Below are 18647 nucleotides of genomic sequence, written 5' to 3'. Positions count from 1 at the left end.
GATCGGCGTGTTCAATAAGTTTTTGAGTGGGTTAGTGTTTGGTAGCGGTTTTGCGATAGCCTTTGTTTTTATTACCTATTTAGGTCTACAAGTACTCCTTCCTGCTGTAATAAATAGCTCTAACAAAACTCCTGAATTTAATGATTCGAAAGCAGCCGAGGTCATAGAGCAAGAGCCATCATCTACTCCCAAAATGACAACCAATAATGATTTCAAACTATATAAAAACTCTAGCGCAAAGATGGAAGTACCAGAAGGTGGCGGAATTTTATCTATAGCTTCAATAAATACTCCCGCTGGAAATAAGTTCCCTAGTACTTATCAACTTTGGATTACAGAATCAGAGTTTTGGCAGGTTAAAACGAATGAACAAAATATCGAAATTGAACAACTTAAATATCCGACCGTTTTGCCAATAGATGCCGTTGACGCAACGATGAGAAAACAAGCTGGGTACGCTATGAGTACAATGACAGTTCATTCTGAAGCAATTACATCTTTAAAAATGGGTAATGGTTCATGGCACGATAAGGACATGAACGGAAAAACGAAAATAACAAAAGAAGGTGTTGTATTTATTCAACCCAATGAATTTTGAATATAACAAGCCAATTAAGGGCGGGACTGCTAAAGCTTGGCTCAGTTTCGCTTCGCTACACAGTTTAGCCAAGCATTACCAGCCCCTTATTGGAGCGTTATGTTTTCATGGAGGAGTGGTGAACTTAGGAAGCTGGGATAGCGCAATTATCAAAAGCTTGTCATGGGTAGCCTTAGGAATAATAGTAATAACTCTGGTTATGGGTTCACTACCTACAACTGCTAGTGATATAGCTGGCTTATTTGTATCAAGTTTACTTTTTCTGGGTGTCTATTTAATTGTATCTTTGGTCGGGTGGCTATGTGTTGGCTTTCCTGTTCATTGGTTAATTTGTAAATATGCAAATGCTTCCTTCAAGATTTATTTGGCAGTTAGTATCCTAGTGAGCTTAACTTTGTATTTTGTTCAAAGTCAGGATTCTATATTATTTGCTCTGACTGCATTGTCCCAAGCACTAATATTTAGGTTCTGTGTTTATAAGAAAACATAACAAGTGCCTAAACCAAAGGACGCAAAACAGCAGGCTTGCGCTCCTTCGTCGCTAATTTTAGCCTGCTATTTTGCGCCGGTTAGGCAAGCGTTAAGTTTCAAGGAGAGGCTGTGCCGGAGTTCAAAATACTCAATCACGTCATCGACTATATGGAATCTACAGGCTCAACTTATAAGCTCGTTACTCTTTCTGTTGACCAAGAACTTGTAGATCAGATAAATGAGGAAAACAAAACTTCATATTCGCTTGCTGAGCTAGAGAAAGCCACTGATAAGTGCTTGGCACATGAATGGCTTGAGCATGCAACACTTGGTGGTGGGAAATACGGTAGTTTAAGGATTACTCCTAAGGGTGTTGGTGCAGCAAGGTCTAAAAGAAAATCTGAGGAGCAAAAGGCTTCTAGAAGTCCTCTTAAAAAAGCGTCTGATTATGTCGAAGACCGCAAAGGGCTATTTGTTGTTTTGGGCTTCTTATTAGCTTTAACAACTCTCTCACTAAAGATTTTTGGAGGGTGATATATGAAGGATAAAAGCTTTACAGTTGAATTGAAGTGTTTGTTTTGTGATTGCTCGTTAGAAGGGGATACTGAGAAAGAGTATGTTTCGGGAGATATGCTCGAATGCCAAAATTGCCATGAGCTTAATGATTATGATGCGCTAATTGATGTTGCTGCGGAAGAAGGTAAAGAGCTTGCAGCCGATTATGCGCAGAAAGAGATCGAGAAAATGCTAAAAAAGACATTCAAAAAATGAAACTTAACAAGGCAATGAAAGATCGCCGGTAAAAATACACCGGCTGGACGCCCAACACTCCGGTTGCTTTGTGTTGTCGCTGCGCTCCAAAATAACACAAAGCAGCCTACGTATTGGCCGCCCTTTATTGCGGCGTTATATTCCCTTATAGATATGAGCAAACTCGAACAGAAGATACATGAATTTAGCTGTAGGAAAGAGCATGAGAAACTCGTCTCTAGTTTAGACCCTTTGATGCGCGCATTTTTTGAGTCTGTCCCAAGAACAGATAGGAAAGAGGCAGTTAGAAATTTAACTCTTTCTAGTTGGAATAACGGTGAATTTAAGCCTAGTCGTGAGAGTGTAGTTAGCTGGAGTCGAACTGAATATCTCGATTTCCCATCTACGATAATAGATATCAAAAAATTGAAAATTCCTGACCATTATACAGGTTGGCTAAGTTTTGATTTTCAAGGAATGCATTATCAAATGAGTGCCAAAGGTTTTAAATCAAACTTATTTGGTATCATGCAATTACTAGCTGGCGAAAATGGTGGTTTTAGAGATTTGTCCTGGGTCGGAGAGTCACTGGATTTTGGAGTTATCTTTGAGTTCAACGAAAACCAAAGCCCTCAATTTGAAGTCTGTGTTTGGGGAATATAACAAATTAATCAAACAATGGACGCAAAACAGCAGGCTTGCGCTCATTCTTCGCTTAGTTTAGCCTGCTATTTTTCGCCGCTTATTAAGGCGTTATATGTTATGGACGAATCAACATTGAATAATTTTGAACGCGAAGATTTGATTAAAACAAGCTGGGAATTGCATAGTCTGGTAGAAGCTAATTATTTGGCTAATCCCGCAACTAAAGACGATAAGGAATGGCTTGAAAAGCAGCGTGTTCTATTAGCTGATATGGCCATTCATTTGTTGCAAACAGCAATAAACCCTGGAAATCTTGAACTCGATAAGTTACGGAATAATATTCATTCTATTTTAACCATATCTGATCAGTTCTTACCGAAAGCAGATCTAAAAAAAGCAACGGAAAAGCTTTACGAGTGAACGTATAACAAACTGTTTAAAGTGGACAAAATTACGTTGGCTTGGTTTCGCTCCGCTTCACATTTTAGCCAACATAAATTAGCCCATTAACAGGGCGTTATACGTTTCGATAGTCAGGTACGAAGTCAATGTACGAAGAAGCAAAGACATACGCAAATAAATTGCTCGAAAGCGATGAAGATTACCTTGATAACGTTGTGGCACTTTGGCGTATCGGAAACGAAAGATATGAGCATTGTTGGAACACGGAGTTTCATGTGTTTGGAGTCATCGAGTCGGATACTGATCACTTACCACTAAAGCATGTTAGGCCCATGTGTTCAGCTGAATTTCTAGCTAAAGCTGACAAAGAAATAGCTGAAACAATAGAGTTCTACCGTACTGATGTTGTTCGTGCTTGTAATCAAATAATCAGTGGCAAAAACGTATAACAAACGCATTAATGAATGGACGTCTTAAGCTTGGCTGACGCTCGTTCCTCGCTGATTTTAGCCAAGCTTAATCCGCCCATTATGCGGGCGTTAGGTGACTAAATGGCATTACCTCAGACTAATATGGAAGTGCAAAAGCCTTATAGAAAAAAGCCAAAAGTTGGCGATATCTTTAGGCTAAAGTATTCTGGTTGTAGGTATATATTTGGTCAGGTTGTTTCCTTAACCGCAAATACGGGTGGCTTTGAAAACTGCATAAAAGTTAACGTATTCGACTTCGTAACTAGTGACCCTGAAAAAGTAAACGAAGATGAATTTAATGAGTTGATGTTTGCACCTTTATTCATTAATCGCCTAGGCTTCTCGCGCGGGTATATGCCAATTCTGGCTAACAAGCCCTTAATGAAACTCACTACAAAGTATTGCTATTTTGATGTGCCTTTTAAAAAGTACATAGATCCAGATGGTGATGAAATTCCAAACCCTGTAGGGTTGGTTGGAACGTGGGGGTTAAGCAATTACTTAGTTCTTGATGATCTGGTAAGTGAAAAATTGGGGATTCCTTGTATAGATGATATTTAAACGTCACCTAACAAGGCCATTATGGCAAATTGGACGCAAAACGCTTGGCTTGCGCTCCTTCGTCGCTAAGTTTAGCCAAGCATTTGTGCGCCTCATATGGCGGCGTTAGCTGTACACCAATCTGAAATAATAGAGAAATAAATGGAATCAATACTCGGAAGTGTTATCTGGCGTTTTTTCAAATGGTTGCCACCATTCATTCTGAGAAGAATATTCTCGGCCGAATGGATGATGAAAAACATCTATATTGATATTCGCCCGAGGCATACTTCTGTAGAAATTTGTCAGCCTGATAACCCGAGGGTAAGCATCTATTTAGACATTAGAAATAATACCCACTTCAATGTAGAGATTGATCGGATATTGCTCAGCTTTACATATGGTACAGAGCTGGCTAATCCACAGCATTTTAAACGAGAATACTTAAAGCCCGGCGAGTCCCGAACAATATATTTCACTGGCAATATAGATCACAGTAGGTTTCAAGGGCTGGCGTTCCAGTACCAAAATAATTTTCGGCACTGCAATTTGGGTATTCTAGCTGAGTGCAATACACGACTGCATAAATTGTGCATAGAAAGAACTCTCGAGGGTATCAAGCCTGAAATATTAAATGCCCACCTTCTAGAAGCAGTTAACAAGTCAAGCAAAATGGACGCGGAAACAGCGCGCGCCTCTTCTTGAGGCGTTATGTGTTTTTTAAAGTATGAGGTTCCAATATGCCAAATAATACAGATGTGAGACTTGCGTTGTACCTTGCTGATTGGGACTATGAAACAGGGAACAAGCGTAATTTAAGACGAACTGCTGTTCGAGTCATGCCGACAGAATACACTGAGCAAATGCAAGGTAATATTTTTTGTCCAGAATGTTGTGCGCCATTATTTAGGTCTCCACATGATAGACCATTTAATTCTAGAGGAGTCGCAGCGTTTTTTGCTCACTCCAGAGCATTCTCGCCAGAATGCAGCTTACGGGTTAGAAGAGCAGAAGGCAGGACTTTTCTTAATGAAGAATCAGCAAGGCAAGCTATAGAGGATGAAGAACTAGTTGTCATAAGCTCTTTTCTAAGGGACAGACCTGCTTCAGGGAATGGAGAACAAAGAGTTTATGATGGAGATCATATTGAAGATAGCAATGGCCAAACAACAGAAGTAGCTATTGGGAGGCATAATGGTGAATCTTTTAATCTTCCAAGTAGGATAACAACAGTTAGAGGTATTTGTAGAAATTTCGATCGTAATTTCTATAAGTACTATACGTTTCCTGGAAGGAATAATGCCGTTCAATTAAGAGATTTACTCGTCGATGTATCAACAGTCACTGAGACAAATGATTCACCAAGGCTATATTACGGACGAATCTCAAACTCATATAACTGTGGCCCTACACCTCAAAATATCAGGCAAACCATGTTTGATTATAATCGCAACTCTGAGTACGTTGACTTTTGTCTCAAAGTAACAGACCAGCAGTCGAGTGACCACGGTATTAACGATAATTCAGACGGTAAGTTTGTATTGATGTACGGCACAGTTGAAGGAAGTGGTATCGGCTTATGTATTAGAAATTTGGGTTGGGGAGAGTTCGCTACCTTACCAGAGCAATATAATCATCTATTAGAGTAGAAAACACATAACAAAGCCTTAAAGCCGGATTCGCAATAGTTGGCTCGGTTCCGCTTCGCTTCACAACTTAGCCAACAATTACTCACCGCTTAAGGCGGCGTTATATTTACATGGAGTTCACCCGTTGAAGTTTAGTCAATTTATACTTTCTTTTATGATCGCATCGAGTGCTCATGCAGATCAGCAAGCTCTTCGTTTAGCCAAATATATTGGCAACCTAAACATGTATGACGTTACTTTTGCGTTGGTAGACTCCAAATGCAGTACATCCTATTCATTGACGAAAAAGCAAGTTGAAGAAATTAATAAATTAACTTTAGAAAAAACACGGGTATCGTATAAAAAATTCAACTCAATTATTGGCGATCCCGAACTCACACTAGAAATGGCTGAAGAATCAATTCAACCGCTTCTTGATAGCAACTGTAATTCTAAATTACTCGAGTATTGGTATTCTAAAGTATCAAAAGACTTCGATAAAAATTTGTCAGAACTAAGAAATGAAGAACCAACGAGTGTGCAAATAAAGTAAATATAACAAGGCCATTATGGCAATTGGACGCAAAACGCTTGGCTTGCGCTCATTCTTCGCTAAGTTTAGCCAAGCATTTATGCGCCCCATATGGCGGCGTTATGTGATTGGAGTAACATGGAAAAATTAGCGCATGAAATATGGATATTTGATGGTGAACCTGTTCAGTTCTTAGGGTTACCTTTTTCCACTCGAATGACGGTTGTTAGACTTTCTAGTGGAGATCTATGGGTTCATAGTCCAATTAAATTGTCTGAGTCAATTACGGAGCAAATTGACAGTCTCGGTTCTGTTAAATATTTAATTGCCCCCAATCATTTACACCACTTGTTCTTATCTGAATGGATTGCGGCGTATCCAAACGCAGAAGTCCTTGGGACAAGCGAGGTGATTAAAAAGCGTAGCGATATCTCTTTTCATGCATCTCTTAATAACTCGCAAAGTTATGCTTGGGAGCCTGACATTGAACAAGAACTATTTTCTGGTTCTCCGTTAATGGAAGAGTGTGTTTTTTACCATAGCAGTTCAAGTACGTTAATAGTTACTGACTTGGTTGAGAACTTTTCAGGTAAAGACTTTAACTACTGGCAACGGGTTGTGGCCAAAGGTGTTGGTATACTTGCCCCTAAAGGGAAAATGCCTTTGGATTGGCGTTTAAGCTTCATGTTTGGTAAAGCGGACGCGCGGAAACACGTCAATAGGTTGTTGTCTTGGAACCCGCAAATATTGGTCATGGCTCACGGTGAAATCGTCACTGAAAATGCAGACAAATTCTTACAAAAGTCTTTCAAATGGTTAGTATGAGAAACCTTTGAGAAAATCACATAACAAAGCATTTAAGAGGGATTCTCAACGCTTGCCGGTCTTGGTTCAAAGTTCAGCTTCAATGTTTATGGCACAATGGTTTAGGTCGGGTGGTTTGCGTTGTTCACCCCTTAATGCGGCGTTACCGAATGAATACTCTAACGCGTCTCTGTCCAAAAATGAGTTGGTTTGAATGTCTGATTATTTAATTGGTTGTATGATGCACTAGCCGAACGACTGAAAATGCACAAAATGGACATGCGAGGGTCAATATCAAGAAAATAAAGGACTTTTTGTCAGCTTTTACTTCAAATTTATGTCAACTTATACTTCAAACAAGCTCACTGAAAAAGTACAGCCGGCTCTGTCCTCTAGCCAGCTGTTTCAATATCAATAGCCCATTATGTGACCAAATCAGTTAAAGCTCAGCGTGGGGGCCAAACACTTCGTAGTGTATACGATGAGCGCTCACCCCCAGGGCGATTAAGTGGGTTTTTACAAACTTCATAAAGGCCAGCGGGCCACATACGTAAAAATCACCATCGTCGATGGGCAGTGTGATAGCACAGAAGTTCATGAAGCCGTTAAATGTATTTACCATGTCGCCTGGCTCGTGGTTATACCAGGTCGCATGTTGCCAGTGGTGATCAGCGCATAGCGTTGCGGTGCGCTGAGCGAACGAGTGTTGAGCACGGGTTTCGCAGGCATGGAGATAGGTTACAGGGAAGGGGTAATTACGTGCGGCTAGGGTTTCTAACATGGCTTGCATGGGCGTTACGCCTACGCCTGCAGAAATTAAAACCACAGGGGCTTGTCGGTCTTGCCAGAAAAAATCTCCCGTTGGCGCATGTAAGTCAACGATGTCGCCAAGTTTAAGATGATCATGTAGGAAGTTCGACATGACTCCTGTATGTTCCCCCACCTCACGCTTGACCGAAATGCGGTAACTTTTGCCATTTGCTGTGCTCGATAGCGAGTATTGGCGGATTTCGGTGTGGGCCGAAGTAGAGGGCTTAAGCTCGATAGCAATGTATTGCCCGGGTTTGAAGTCCATCACTTTTTGCTGATCAACGGGCTCGAACGTAAAGCTGGTGACCAGCTGTGATTCTTTTACCTTGTGAGTCAAGCTAAAGGCGCGCTTGCCGCGCCAGCCACCGCTAGCTTGCTCGCGAGCTGTATAAAGTGTCTGCTCACGCTGAGTAAACAGTTGTGCCAACACCGTATAGGCAGCGCGCCAAGCCTGCTCAACCTCCCAACTAAAGCGGTCACCTAGCAGCTCGCGCATGGTTTCAATTAAGTGATGGCCAACGATGTGGTAATCATCAGGCTGTATGTTAAAGCTCACATGCTTGTTAGCAATACGCTCAACGGCATGCTTGAGTACAGCGATATTATCAAGGTTGTTAGCATAGGCCATTATAGCTTCAAATAGTGCCACTTTCTGGCGCCCTGAATGTTGATTACTTAAGTTAAATACGTCTTTTAATTCAGGGTTATGGGCAAACATCCGTTGATAAAAATGATCGGTCACTGTCGTCCCTGCTGCACTTATTAAGGGCAGCGTTGATTTAACCGTATTGATGTGGTGTGAAGATAACATGCATACTCCGCAAGGTTATTGGCGCGGTGCACTGAGCACCGGCCAGTAGGTGAAAAAGAAAATCGTGAATGAAGCAACCCAAAGCGCGGCGCTCAAGGCCCAGCCTACAAATGCATGGCCAGTCAACGTCAGAGTAAAGCGCAGCAATGTAGCCCCAACCAAGCATATAAAAGCGGCTGTGATCTGGGGTTTAACGTTGAGTTTGCGCCCTGTGTGCCCTAACGAGACGCGACTTATCATCGCCAGGATCATCAAACCAATGGCTTCGAGGGTGATTAGGTGCAGGGCGTTGCTAAAGAGTAATGTGTCGATGTAGTAACTCAGACCCAGCGCAATAAGCCCGAGCCCCATAAAGGCGTATGCGCTATGCAGCGACCACAGCAAAGGAATGGTGAAGGTACTTAAGCTAGACCACGGTTTCATACGAATAAGGTGCACGCACCCTGTGCCTATCAACAATATGGCTGGAGAAAAGGGCAATAATTCGAAGTGACTGGTGATAAACACAACCAGGCAAGTGACCGTGAGTGGCAGCTGTATTTTCTCTGCCCATATCATCGGTGTTTGGGCATCAATATTTGCACCGCGAGCCGTAAAAAAAGGGATCACCCGGCCGCCAACGACCCCAATGAGAAGCGTAAACAGCAATACAGCTGAGCGGATAAGGTGCAACGCGATTAAATGCTCACCCATGAGCGCGAGCACCAAGGTGGCTGCGTTTAGTGTCGCCAGTACCATGAGCATGGGCACGAAAAGGTAGTTGCGTACATTGCGCGCGCTGAAAACGAGACGCGTAAAGGTGAACACTATGGCGGCCCACCATAAAAACGACATAATTAACGCGGCGATAATAGTGGTGTGCGTGTTAGTAAATACCAGTATACGAATACACACCCAAAGTAACAGTAAAGCTGCCACGGGGAGGCCCGTTATACTGGGCAATCCTGTCCATGTTTGCACCGCCGTCATTATAAAACCAACGGCGATGAGCGCTGCAAAACCAAAGATCATTTCATGACTGTGCCACAGCACGGCTGGCAATATTGGTTGCGGTAAAGTGATGAGCCCGGCCAGCATCGCTGCCCATAAGGCAATAGCTGTCGCCGCAAATAGCGCGCCAGTTAAGAAAAATGAGCGAAACGCTAATTGCCAAAACGGATGGTGAAAGCCATTTTGTTTATTGTCGGGTGTGTGGGGTTCTTGTATTTGCATTTAAAACACCCTGTAGCCCAAGCCATAAACGCCGGCACAACGCACCACATATGCCAACTTAAAGATTGCCGCGAACACTATGGTGCCGATATGGGCAGTTATCTGCATGGAGATAGGTAAATACGAGTCGAAATAAAAGCTCATTAATAGGCTGCAAATAACGAGGCCAAGTGACAACACCATGCTCCAGTTAGCAGCAATAATGCATTTTTGAAAGCTTAACTGTGCCCCCTCGAGTGCATGATTAGCGGGAAGAACAAACTGCGAGTACATAGGCGCTCCTACAAATGAATCTATTGGAGCTATATCAAAACTAGTGCCATCTTTTTAACTTGTTGATAAATATAAGGTATCTAATGAATTGGATTGTTTTTGTGTCATTAAGACATACTTGTTATGCGTGTCTTAATGACTACAATAGAGTTAAAATGATTTCGGGCCGCGTATATGAACCGCCTTACCGACAACCAACTTTTGGAATTATCCATCACCCTCGCGCAGAGCGTCGCCAGCCAACAGCGCTTTGATGAATTGCTCAGTGCCATTCGTAAAGTGATCACCTGCGATGCCATCATGTTACTGGCTCATAAAGGCGACTATTTACAGCCTCTGGCTCATCAAGGGCTGAGCCATGAAATACTTGGGCGTCGCTTTGTTATTGCTGAGCACCCTCGGTTTGTTGCGATTTGTCAGTCATTAACAGCCACGCGTTTCCCCGCAGAGTGTGAACTGGCTGACCCATATGATGGCTTACTCACGGCCATGGAGGGCGACTTACCTGTGCATGCATGTATGGGGATCCCGCTGTATTTCCAAAATCAGCTACTTGGTGTATTAACGTTGGATAGTCTATCTCCAGGGGTGTTTGATTCACTTTCAGAACGCTCATTGGCGTTAATTGCATCCATGGCCTCGGTGAGCTTACATACGGCACTGACTGTTGATTTGCTCGAGGCCAATGTCAGCCATTCACAAGAAGTATTGCGTGCTCTGAGCGTACCCAGTGCTTCAGGCTGTCCGGCGGAAATCATTGGCCAAAGCCCGTGCATTGATAAACTTAAAAATGAAATTTCCTTGGTGGCCCCATCCAATTACTCGGTACTTATTGAAGGCGAAAGCGGCACAGGTAAAGAGCTGGTGGCGCACAGTGTGCATCAGCAATCAAGCCGGGGTGACCAAGCGCTTATTTATGTCAATTGCGCGGCGCTGCCAGAGAACTTGGTAGAGAGCGAATTATTTGGTCATGTTAAAGGTGCGTTTACCGGGGCTGAGCGCAAGCGAGCGGGTAAGTTTGTCATTGCTAGCGGTGGCACTTTGTTTTTAGATGAGGTGGGGGAGTTACCCTTAGCTGCGCAAAGTAAGCTGTTACGGGCGTTACAAAGTAATGAAGTTCAACCTGTTGGCCAAGATGAAGTGGTAAAGGTGGATGTGCGTGTTATTGCCGCCACCAATCGTGATTTAAAAACCGAAGTAGAAAGCGGGCGCTTTCGTAGCGACTTGTATCACCGCCTCAACGTATACCCACTAAAAGTGCCGCCTCTACGTGAGCGTATGGCAGACATCCCACTATTGGCTGGTTTCTTTATCGAGCGTGCAAGGCGAAAACTCGGTGTAAGCCAGCTGAAAATTTCCCCAGCGCTTTTAGGCAGACTCGCCCAGTATACTTGGCCGGGCAATGTTCGCGAGTTTGAGCACTTATTGAACCGCGCAGCATTAAAGGCCTGTGCCAAAGTACCGATACACAGCCGCCATGATAGCCTAGTGACTGTGACGCTCGGCGACTGTGATGAACTGCATGAGACAACGCAAAGAAAATCAGACTCGCTAAACACCGAGGAAAACACGCAAACGCCACTTCTATCAGATATAACGCCTGATACCATGACGACAGAGGAACCGATTAATTTGCGCCAGGCTGTGGATGATTACCAACGCCGGATAGTCAAACATGCCTTACAGGCTCATCAAGGCAACTGGAGCCGAACAGCCAAGCATTTAGGTGTTGATCGCGCCAACTTAATTCGTCTGGCTAAGCGTTTGCAAATACACGTTGAGAAAGTCGTGTTTAGAAAAAGGCGATGATTGACTTCGGGGTTCCCTGCTAAAGATCTGTCACTACTTAAATGCTCATTAAAGAAAGCGCTGTTTCGAAGAGATTAGCTTAGTGTGACAGCATAATTAAGCAATAAAGTAGACGTTGCGCCCATGACTAAACTCGTTTTGTGGTATCGCTTTTCAAAATGTTTAACGCTATCTTTATTGAGCGTCTTGTTTGTTGTGAGAGTGTAAATGACCGATTTAAGTAAAGTTCTCGTGATTGATGATGAGCCTATTAATACCCTTCAGTTGGAGCATGCATTGGCAGGGGTAGGTGAAGTTCAATCATGTAACGAGAGCAGTGGAGCGATGGCGCTTATTGCCGATTTTAAGCCAGATATTTTGTTGCTCGATTTAGAAATGCCCACAATTAGTGGTTTTGACTTACTGGGCCAAATTCAATGCCAGCCCTCACTTTGTGCGCTGCGCATTATAGTTATCACTGCGCACAACGACCCGGAAATCGAAGAGCGCGCACTCGCGCTGGGTGCCATCGACTTTATCTCCAAGCCTTTGAATCTTACGTTATGCCGTATGCGAGTAGAGAACCATGCCAAAGTGCGTGCACAAGAGCGAGCATTGGAAAAGACACAAAGGTTACTTGCGGCAGAAAAAGAGCATCTGCGCATTACCCTAGACTCTATCGCGGATGGCGTAATTTCGACCGATGAGCATGCCTTTATCACTTACCTGAACCCGGTCGCACAACGTTTGACCGGTTGGTCGCAAACCGCTGCTAAGGGACGACATATTGAAGAGGTGATGAAGCTAAGGGATGCCTCAACGAAAGAAGCGTCTATTAATCCTTTGACCGTGGCATTAAAAGAAAATAGGCCTGTGGCCATGGCAATAAATACTCAACTGGTCAGTAAACAAGGGCTGGAGTATCGCGTGGAGGACAGTGCTGCGCCAATCCTTGACGAGCAACGCCAGAAGCGTGGTGCCGTGATGGTGTTTCAAGACGTGAGTGAAACCCTCGCTATGTCAGTGCAAATGACCTACCTCGCTCATCATGATCAGCTCACCGCACTGCCTAATCGAGTACTGTTGCATGACCGGCTTACACAAGGCATTGCCAGAGCCTCAGCTGGCAACCGTAAAGTAAGTTTAATGCTGCTAGATTTAGATAACTTTAAGTATATAAACGACGCCATGGGCCATCACATTGGCGATGAAATTATCGCGCATGTTGGCCACAGTCTTGACCGCTTTGCCTGTAGTGATATTACTGTTGCCCGTGTCGGCGGCGATGAGTTTGCATTGGTGGTGCCGCAAGAGCAAAACTCGTTCGGGTTGGAGGCGTTAATTAGCCAGTTGCTAGATGTCATCGCTAAGCCTTTTCGGCTGGGGGGCGAGCAACACAACTTGAGTGCCAGTGTGGGTATCAGCGTCTATCCAGACGATGCTTCCAGTGTTGAAGAAATGCTTCGTCATGCCGACTCAGCTATGTATAAGGCGAAACAAGCAGGGGCGAATAGTTATTGTTATTTCAGCGATGATTTACAACACGAAATGAATCAACGTTTAGCTGTCGGCTATACGCTTCGCGAAGCACTGGAGCAAAACGCGTTAGAAGTTCACTATCAGCCTAAATTTGACCTAAATACCAATGACATCATTGGAGCAGAGGGGTTAGTGCGATTAAGAGGCGCAGATGGCAAGTTAATATCACCAGCTCAGTTTATTGAATATGCTGAAGATTCAGGCTTGATTTATCGTCTTGGTGAACAGGTTCTAGAGCAATGCTGCCGTGACGCCAAAGCATGGCTCGATGCTGGGCATGCACAGAAGGTAGCGGTTAATATATCGGCAAAGCAGTTTTCTGACTCTGCGCTGGTCGATACCGTTGCCGCTATACTTGAGAAAACTCAGCTGCCGAGTCGATATTTAGAGCTCGAGGTTACTGAATCTGCCCTTATAGACAGTTACGAGCAAACGGTCACTCAACTACAATCTATTGCCGATATGGGTGTGAGCATTGCTCTTGATGACTTTGGTACCGGCTACTCAAGCCTCTCTTATCTCAGGCTTTTCCCCCTGAATGTATTGAAAATAGACCAATCTTTTGTGCGAGATATGCTGGCAGAGCCCCAAGCGTTAGATATTGTGACGGCTATCATAGACCTAGCAAATTCGCTAGGCTTGGAAATTGTCGCAGAGGGCATTGAAACCGAACCGCAAGCCAAAAAGCTCCGTTCTTTGGGGTGCGGCATTGGCCAAGGGTATTTACTGGCTAAACCTATGGTATCTGTGTCATTGTCACAATTATTAGAGCAACAAGCAGCAGGAACGCTATGCACCTAGATATGAAACCGCTTTCCCAGTGTAAAGTGCTGGTGGTCGACGATGATGATATTGCACGGCTAACCTTAGAGGCAATGTTAGAAGAGTACTTTGATGTCACCACATTGAGTGATAGCTCCCAAGTTTTAGCGCACTGCGCTGCTGAGGTACCCGATTTAATTCTACTCGACGTCAATATGCCCCATATTAGTGGCTTAGAGGTTTGTAAAGAACTAAAACAAAGCGCTTTGCTTGAACAAGTGCCCGTGGTCTTTGTGACTGGCACCTATGACACCCAATCGCAAAATGCATGCTGGGAGGCGGGAGCCAGTGATTTTATCGGAAAACCCGTTGCGGCCTCAACGCTAATTCACCGAACGCAAAATCACCTTGAAAATAAACTGAGACTGGAAGCTCTCATTAAGCTCACTTATAAAGACTCTTTGACAGGACTTTACAATCGCCACTACTTAGATGAGGAAGTCGTGAACTCATTGCGTCAATCTATACGTGAGTGTAAACCTTTTAGTGTACTGATGGTCGATATTGACCACTTTAAGCAATACAACGACCACTATGGTCACCCTCAAGGCGATGAATGCCTTAAGCAAGTTGCGCAGGTGTTGCATCAGAGCCTGCGCAGACCCCATGATGTGGCGGTACGCTTTGGCGGTGAGGAGTTCCTAGTGATCATGCCCTATACGGATGCAAGTGGTTGCGAATTTATTTGCAAGCAAATAATGAATAATTTAAGCGCAGCTAATCTTAAACATGACTATTCGCCGTTTGCGCAGGTGACCGTTAGTATTGGTGCTACAACCAGTAATCAGAGCGCTGAAGTAGCCCTTGAAACACTGATAGCAGATGCAGATCAAGCCCTTTACGAGGCTAAACGAGCGGGTCGAAATCGGTATCAGTGTCTAGATTAAGTACTGCCAAGCAAGAAGAAAATTTTTTCTAATTTAAGGGCTTAGTCTACACTTTGTAGCAAACTTAACGACAGGAGTCCGGTTAATGAGCTACTCTCCCACACGTCGGCGATTTTTACGTACCCTAGGTCAGGGAGCAGCGGTATCAACGCTTGCTCTCAAAGCGCCCTATGTCTTCGCAAAGAAAAAAGTCACCCTCAGGGTCATGGGCACACATGTGACCTTACAAGAAGAGCTACGCCAACGGGCGATGCGCGAGTTGGGTATTCACTTAGTGTTTGCCCCTATGGGCAGTGCGGCACTGTTACAAAAAGCAGCGGCAGACCCAAGCTCATTTGATGTATACGAGCAGTGGTCGGACTCTATTAATATTTTATGGCAAGCAGGCGCGATACAGCCCATTGACGTTGATAGGTTAACTTACTGGGATGAAATTAATAACCTAACAAAAACGGGGCAACTGACCAAAAACGCGCGAGTGGGGGCGGGGGATGCGCCCAATAAAATCTTGTATGTGCAGGATGATGGCCAATTAGGGCCGCAGGCCACAGACAAAGTTAGCTTTATGCCTTACGTGCACAATGTTGACTCCTTTGGCTATAACACTCAGCACATTGCTAAAGGCCGGGCTTATGAAACAGAGTCTTGGTCATGGCTCTTGGATGAGCAAAACAAAGGTAAAGTGGCGCTTGTGAATGCACCAACCATTGGTATTTTCGATGCTGCTTTGGCAGTACAGGGTCAGGGGCTCATGACATTTAAAGACATGGGTAATATGTCCATTGCTGAAATTGATAAGCTGTTCAGTATTTTGCTTGCTAAAAAGCGCCAAGGTCATTTCTCTGGCTTTTGGACCTCCGTACCCCAGTCGGTCGATTTTATGAAAACGAACCGTGTGCATATACAAAGCATGTTTTCACCGGGAGTGAGCGCCTGCCGAGGGCAGGGGATCCCTGTGGTCTATGCAGCGCCTAAGGAAGGCTACCGGGCATGGCATGGGGTCATGTGTTTATCAGCACACACCACTGGAGCTGTCAAAGACGCAGCGTATGAATATATGAATTGGTGGTTATCAGGTTACCCAGGGGCCTTTATTGCACGCCAAGGCTACTATATTTCTAACCCCCAGCGTAGTCAGCCATTGATGTCCAAAGCAGAGTGGCAATATTGGTATGAGGGTCATGAAGCCAGTATGGATTTGCGTGGCACTGATGGCAAGGTATCGGTCCGGGCTGGGCAAATACGTAACGGTGGCAGTTACACAAAACGTTTTTCTAATGTTGCGGTGTGGAATACGGTGATGCCAAATTACGACTATAGTCTTGATAAATGGTATGAATTACTCAATGCGTAAGGATAGGTGGTGATTGAATTCATATCTCGCTCCGTTGCCGCAAAAATTACTTTAGCATTGACGCTGGTGGTGGTTACATTGGTTGCCAGTTACCTTGTAATGGACCGCAGGCTGCAGAGTATAGAACGCTCTGTTGATGATATTACCGAAATTAGCAATCACGCTATCGGTATTTTGCGTATTAATAAAGACATTGTTGAAATGCAGCGCGATATTTCGGTATATGGGGCCTCTGGGAGTATCACCGTATTTGAAAAAATAGAGCAAAACTACCGCAGTATTCAGCAGCGCCTTGATACCCTCAATGACACCAGTGTGGCGCCTAGCGAGCAAACCTATATTGATGCAATGAACGATTTGGTCGAGCGCTATGGTAACAACCTCAAGGTGTTGACTAAACGCTACACCATCCGCAGTTCACTGATTGATGAGGATTTACCAAAAATTTATCAAGGTGCCATTGACCGTCTAGAGGGCCTTAAAGAATTAGCCACTAATACCGACGAGCGTCTAGCGCTCACCGAGACAATTAACTCTTGGCACCGTTTGCACTATAACGCTCGACTATTTTTAACAAAAAAAGATTATGCTAAGCGCCAAGAAGTCAGACAAATTATTAAGACGATTTTAGCTTTCGAGCCAAGCCTCAGTGCGCAGTTAGTGGACAAGTATCCAGAGTTAGTAGGCTCAATCGTGCCATTGGTAAAAGCGTATCAGAGCGCATTTAATAAAAGTGTGCAGGCCAACCGTAATTATTTCACCTTAGTTAATGTAGTGATGGCAGGAGATGCCATTGAATTTAGCGCCCTAGCGGATACATTAAGAGAGCAATCACTTGAAAGACTGCAGCAAATCAAGCATACGGCAGAGTCCAGTGTTTCGAATACGACTCAGATCCTTAATTTCTTGGGGATGTCGGCTGCACTTTATATTGTCGTTCTGGCGCTGTTTTTCCACTTTCATATTGCCAAAGCGGTGCGCAGACTGACCAATAGTTTTCGTTGTTTTTTACAAGGAGATTTATCTGCACCGATTACTGACACTGAACGCAAAGATGAAATTGGCGTCTTAGCTGGCGCTGCTAACCGTTTTCGCGAACTCAGTAAAGACTTAATTGTTGCTAAGCAGGCCGCTGAGCGTACGAGCAAGGTGAAGTCAGAGTTTTTAGCCAATATGAGCCATGAAATTCGCACGCCTATGAATGGTATTCTCGGTATGGCAAGGCAGCTTAGTAACACGGCATTAAGCCCAGAACAAAAACGCATGTTGGGTATGATTCGTTCTTCTGGCACTAGTTTGCTGGTAATTATTAACGATATCCTCGATTTAAGTAAAATTGAGGCTGGGAAAATTGAATCAGAATATCAGCCTGTCGAGCTTACTTCCCTTCTTGAGGAACTCCGTCACCTTTTTGCTGAGCAAACTGAGGCCAAAGGTGTTCAGTTATTTATTAGCGCAACACAGAGCGACAATGAGCTTATTTTTGACGCAGACGAGACCCGATTAAAGCAAGTACTCATGAATTTGTTGGGCAATGCCGTGAAATTCACCGAAAAAGGCAGTGTGGCTTTGAACGTGACCATAAGCCAGCAAAAAGGCGATGATCTAACATTGCTATTTAGTATCTCAGATACAGGTATTGGCATAGCACCAGAGCATATCTCTTCGCTTTTTGAAGCCTTTTCTCAAGCTGATACATCCATTACTCGGCGCTTTGGCGGTACGGGCCTGGGACTCACCATTACCAGCAAACTATTGGCGCTAATGGGAAGCGCTTTAAAGGTGGAAAGTGAGCTTGGCCAAGGTACGCATTTTTACTTTGAGCTCAGCACTCAAGTGAGTGCGCACAAGCAACAGACCGAGGTAAGCTTGCAAGAACAGAATATCCACGAGCAAGACCTCTCAACACTGAGCGTGCTGGTTGCCGAGGATAATGAAATTAATCAAGTGGTGACAGAGGCGCTACTTAATGAATTCGGGATATCGGCTATCAGTATGGCAAGCGATGGGGAGCAGGCGATTGCCATGTGTGAGGCTGGATCTTATGACATTATCTTTATGGACATGCAAATGCCAGTACTTGATGGCCCGCAGGCGACGCGAGTAATTAAAGCGTTGCCCAATTACGGTTCGGTCCCAGTGGTTGCGCTAACGGCCAATGTGCTATCGGCAGACCGACAACGTTGCTTTGATGCGGGGATGGATGATTTTCTTACTAAACCTATTGAGTATGAACAATTGGCTGCGGTCTTGCGCAAGTGGTGCACTGACAGTGAACCGCTCTGTGATATAAATAATTAGCAGGGAAGTA

Annotated in this window: 19 protein-coding genes; 16 read left to right on the top strand and 3 right to left on the bottom strand. The window is 44.2% G+C overall.

Annotated elements, in window-relative coordinates:
* Positions 1-7: 7 nt before the first annotated feature.
* The 11 genes from MHM95_RS02935 (at position 8) to MHM95_RS02885 (ending at position 6861) form a co-directional block, all read left to right on the top strand.
* The gene (locus MHM95_RS02935) at positions 8-598 is read left to right on the top strand and encodes a hypothetical protein (protein ID WP_235418853.1); all 591 of its coding nucleotides are present in this window, start codon (positions 8-10) and stop codon (positions 596-598) included.
* A 118-nt stretch (positions 599-716) separates the two neighbouring features.
* Positions 717-1088: a hypothetical protein gene (locus MHM95_RS02930; RefSeq protein ID WP_239384173.1), complete on the top strand. Its 372-nt coding sequence runs from the start codon at positions 717-719 to the stop codon at positions 1086-1088.
* A gap of 110 nt (positions 1089-1198) precedes the next feature.
* Positions 1199-1603 (top strand): hypothetical protein, encoded by a 405-nt coding sequence (locus MHM95_RS02925; protein ID WP_235418854.1) that lies wholly within the window; start codon positions 1199-1201, stop codon positions 1601-1603.
* Between the two features lie 3 nt (positions 1604-1606).
* Complete coding sequence (locus MHM95_RS02920) at positions 1607-1840, top strand: hypothetical protein (protein WP_053911657.1); 234 nt, start codon at positions 1607-1609, stop codon at positions 1838-1840.
* Positions 1841-2074: 234 nt separating this feature from the next.
* On the top strand, positions 2075-2482 hold the full coding sequence (locus tag MHM95_RS02915) for a hypothetical protein (protein WP_235418855.1): 408 nt from the start codon (positions 2075-2077) through the stop codon (positions 2480-2482).
* 99 nt (positions 2483-2581) lie between these two features.
* The gene (locus MHM95_RS02910) at positions 2582-2884 is read left to right on the top strand and encodes a hypothetical protein (RefSeq protein WP_239384171.1); all 303 of its coding nucleotides are present in this window, start codon (positions 2582-2584) and stop codon (positions 2882-2884) included.
* Positions 2885-3012: 128 nt separating this feature from the next.
* Positions 3013-3315: a hypothetical protein gene (locus tag MHM95_RS02905; protein WP_239384169.1), complete on the top strand. Its 303-nt coding sequence runs from the start codon at positions 3013-3015 to the stop codon at positions 3313-3315.
* 102 nt (positions 3316-3417) lie between these two features.
* Positions 3418-3897, top strand: a complete 480-nt coding sequence (locus MHM95_RS02900) for an Imm26 family immunity protein (protein ID WP_235418857.1) — start codon at positions 3418-3420, stop codon at positions 3895-3897.
* A 719-nt stretch (positions 3898-4616) separates the two neighbouring features.
* Positions 4617-5525 (top strand): hypothetical protein, encoded by a 909-nt coding sequence (locus tag MHM95_RS02895; RefSeq protein ID WP_235418858.1) that lies wholly within the window; start codon positions 4617-4619, stop codon positions 5523-5525.
* A 124-nt stretch (positions 5526-5649) separates the two neighbouring features.
* Positions 5650-6057 carry a hypothetical protein gene (locus MHM95_RS02890; protein WP_053910757.1) on the top strand — a complete coding sequence of 136 codons (408 nt, stop codon included), beginning with the start codon at positions 5650-5652 and terminating at the stop codon, positions 6055-6057.
* 117 nt (positions 6058-6174) lie between these two features.
* Positions 6175-6861, top strand: a complete 687-nt coding sequence (locus tag MHM95_RS02885; protein ID WP_235418859.1) for a DUF4336 domain-containing protein — start codon at positions 6175-6177, stop codon at positions 6859-6861.
* 418 nt (positions 6862-7279) lie between these two features.
* On the opposite strand, the gene hmpA is transcribed toward MHM95_RS02885, so the two are convergent.
* The 3 genes from hmpA to MHM95_RS02870 are packed head-to-tail and all read right to left on the bottom strand — an operon-like array spanning position 7280 to position 9946.
* Positions 7280-8461: an NO-inducible flavohemoprotein gene (gene hmpA, locus MHM95_RS02880; protein ID WP_239384168.1), complete on the bottom strand. Its 1182-nt coding sequence runs from the start codon at positions 8459-8461 to the stop codon at positions 7280-7282.
* A 15-nt stretch (positions 8462-8476) separates the two neighbouring features.
* Positions 8477-9673 (bottom strand): NnrS family protein, encoded by a 1197-nt coding sequence (locus MHM95_RS02875; protein ID WP_239384167.1) that lies wholly within the window; start codon positions 9671-9673, stop codon positions 8477-8479.
* Complete coding sequence (locus tag MHM95_RS02870; RefSeq protein WP_239384166.1) at positions 9674-9946, bottom strand: hypothetical protein; 273 nt, start codon at positions 9944-9946, stop codon at positions 9674-9676.
* Between the two features lie 174 nt (positions 9947-10120).
* Between MHM95_RS02870 and norR the strand changes: the two genes are divergently transcribed.
* From norR to MHM95_RS18845, 5 genes are all read left to right on the top strand, one after another.
* Positions 10121-11755, top strand: coding sequence for a nitric oxide reductase transcriptional regulator NorR (gene norR, locus MHM95_RS02865; protein ID WP_239384164.1), 1635 nt, complete (start codon positions 10121-10123; stop codon positions 11753-11755).
* Between the two features lie 207 nt (positions 11756-11962).
* A complete protein-coding gene (locus MHM95_RS02860) occupies positions 11963-14074 on the top strand; it encodes an EAL domain-containing protein (protein WP_239384163.1) in 2112 nt (703 codons plus the stop codon).
* Positions 14065-14982: a diguanylate cyclase gene (locus MHM95_RS02855; RefSeq protein WP_239384161.1), complete on the top strand. Its 918-nt coding sequence runs from the start codon at positions 14065-14067 to the stop codon at positions 14980-14982. The genes MHM95_RS02860 and MHM95_RS02855 overlap by 10 nt, the downstream gene beginning before the upstream one ends.
* Before the next feature lie 85 nt (positions 14983-15067).
* A complete protein-coding gene (locus MHM95_RS02850; protein WP_239384160.1) occupies positions 15068-16336 on the top strand; it encodes an extracellular solute-binding protein in 1269 nt (422 codons plus the stop codon).
* A gap of 9 nt (positions 16337-16345) precedes the next feature.
* On the top strand, positions 16346-18637 hold the full coding sequence (locus MHM95_RS18845; protein ID WP_239384159.1) for an ATP-binding protein: 2292 nt from the start codon (positions 16346-16348) through the stop codon (positions 18635-18637).
* The last annotated feature ends 10 nt before the right edge of the window (positions 18638-18647 follow it).

The organism is Pseudoalteromonas sp. CnMc7-15 (assembly GCF_022347925.1).
In the GTDB taxonomy this organism is placed as follows: Bacteria; Pseudomonadota; Gammaproteobacteria; order Enterobacterales; family Alteromonadaceae; genus Pseudoalteromonas; species Pseudoalteromonas ruthenica.
This window is presented reverse-complemented; position numbering and strand designations above follow the sequence as displayed.

What these genes read in the sequence shown, in the direction of transcription:
- MHM95_RS02875 (WP_239384167.1), bottom strand. Translation starts at nt 9,673, where the DNA reads ATGCAAATACAAGAACCCCACACACCCGACAATAAACAAAATGGCTTT.
- MHM95_RS02895 (WP_235418858.1), top strand. Translation starts at nt 4,617, where the DNA reads ATGCCAAATAATACAGATGTGAGACTTGCGTTGTACCTTGCTGATTGG.
- MHM95_RS02855 (WP_239384161.1), top strand. Translation starts at nt 14,065, where the DNA reads ATGCACCTAGATATGAAACCGCTTTCCCAGTGTAAAGTGCTGGTGGTC.
- hmpA (WP_239384168.1), bottom strand. Translation starts at nt 8,461, where the DNA reads ATGTTATCTTCACACCACATCAATACGGTTAAATCAACGCTGCCCTTA.
- MHM95_RS02870 (WP_239384166.1), bottom strand. Translation starts at nt 9,946, where the DNA reads ATGTACTCGCAGTTTGTTCTTCCCGCTAATCATGCACTCGAGGGGGCA.
- MHM95_RS02885 (WP_235418859.1), top strand. Translation starts at nt 6,175, where the DNA reads ATGGAAAAATTAGCGCATGAAATATGGATATTTGATGGTGAACCTGTT.
- MHM95_RS02920 (WP_053911657.1), top strand. Translation starts at nt 1,607, where the DNA reads ATGAAGGATAAAAGCTTTACAGTTGAATTGAAGTGTTTGTTTTGTGAT.
- MHM95_RS02905 (WP_239384169.1), top strand. Translation starts at nt 3,013, where the DNA reads ATGTACGAAGAAGCAAAGACATACGCAAATAAATTGCTCGAAAGCGAT.
- MHM95_RS02915 (WP_235418855.1), top strand. Translation starts at nt 2,075, where the DNA reads ATGCGCGCATTTTTTGAGTCTGTCCCAAGAACAGATAGGAAAGAGGCA.
- norR (WP_239384164.1), top strand. Translation starts at nt 10,121, where the DNA reads ATGAACCGCCTTACCGACAACCAACTTTTGGAATTATCCATCACCCTC.
- MHM95_RS02910 (WP_239384171.1), top strand. Translation starts at nt 2,582, where the DNA reads ATGGACGAATCAACATTGAATAATTTTGAACGCGAAGATTTGATTAAA.
- MHM95_RS02900 (WP_235418857.1), top strand. Translation starts at nt 3,418, where the DNA reads ATGGCATTACCTCAGACTAATATGGAAGTGCAAAAGCCTTATAGAAAA.
- MHM95_RS02860 (WP_239384163.1), top strand. Translation starts at nt 11,963, where the DNA reads ATGACCGATTTAAGTAAAGTTCTCGTGATTGATGATGAGCCTATTAAT.
- MHM95_RS02850 (WP_239384160.1), top strand. Translation starts at nt 15,068, where the DNA reads ATGAGCTACTCTCCCACACGTCGGCGATTTTTACGTACCCTAGGTCAG.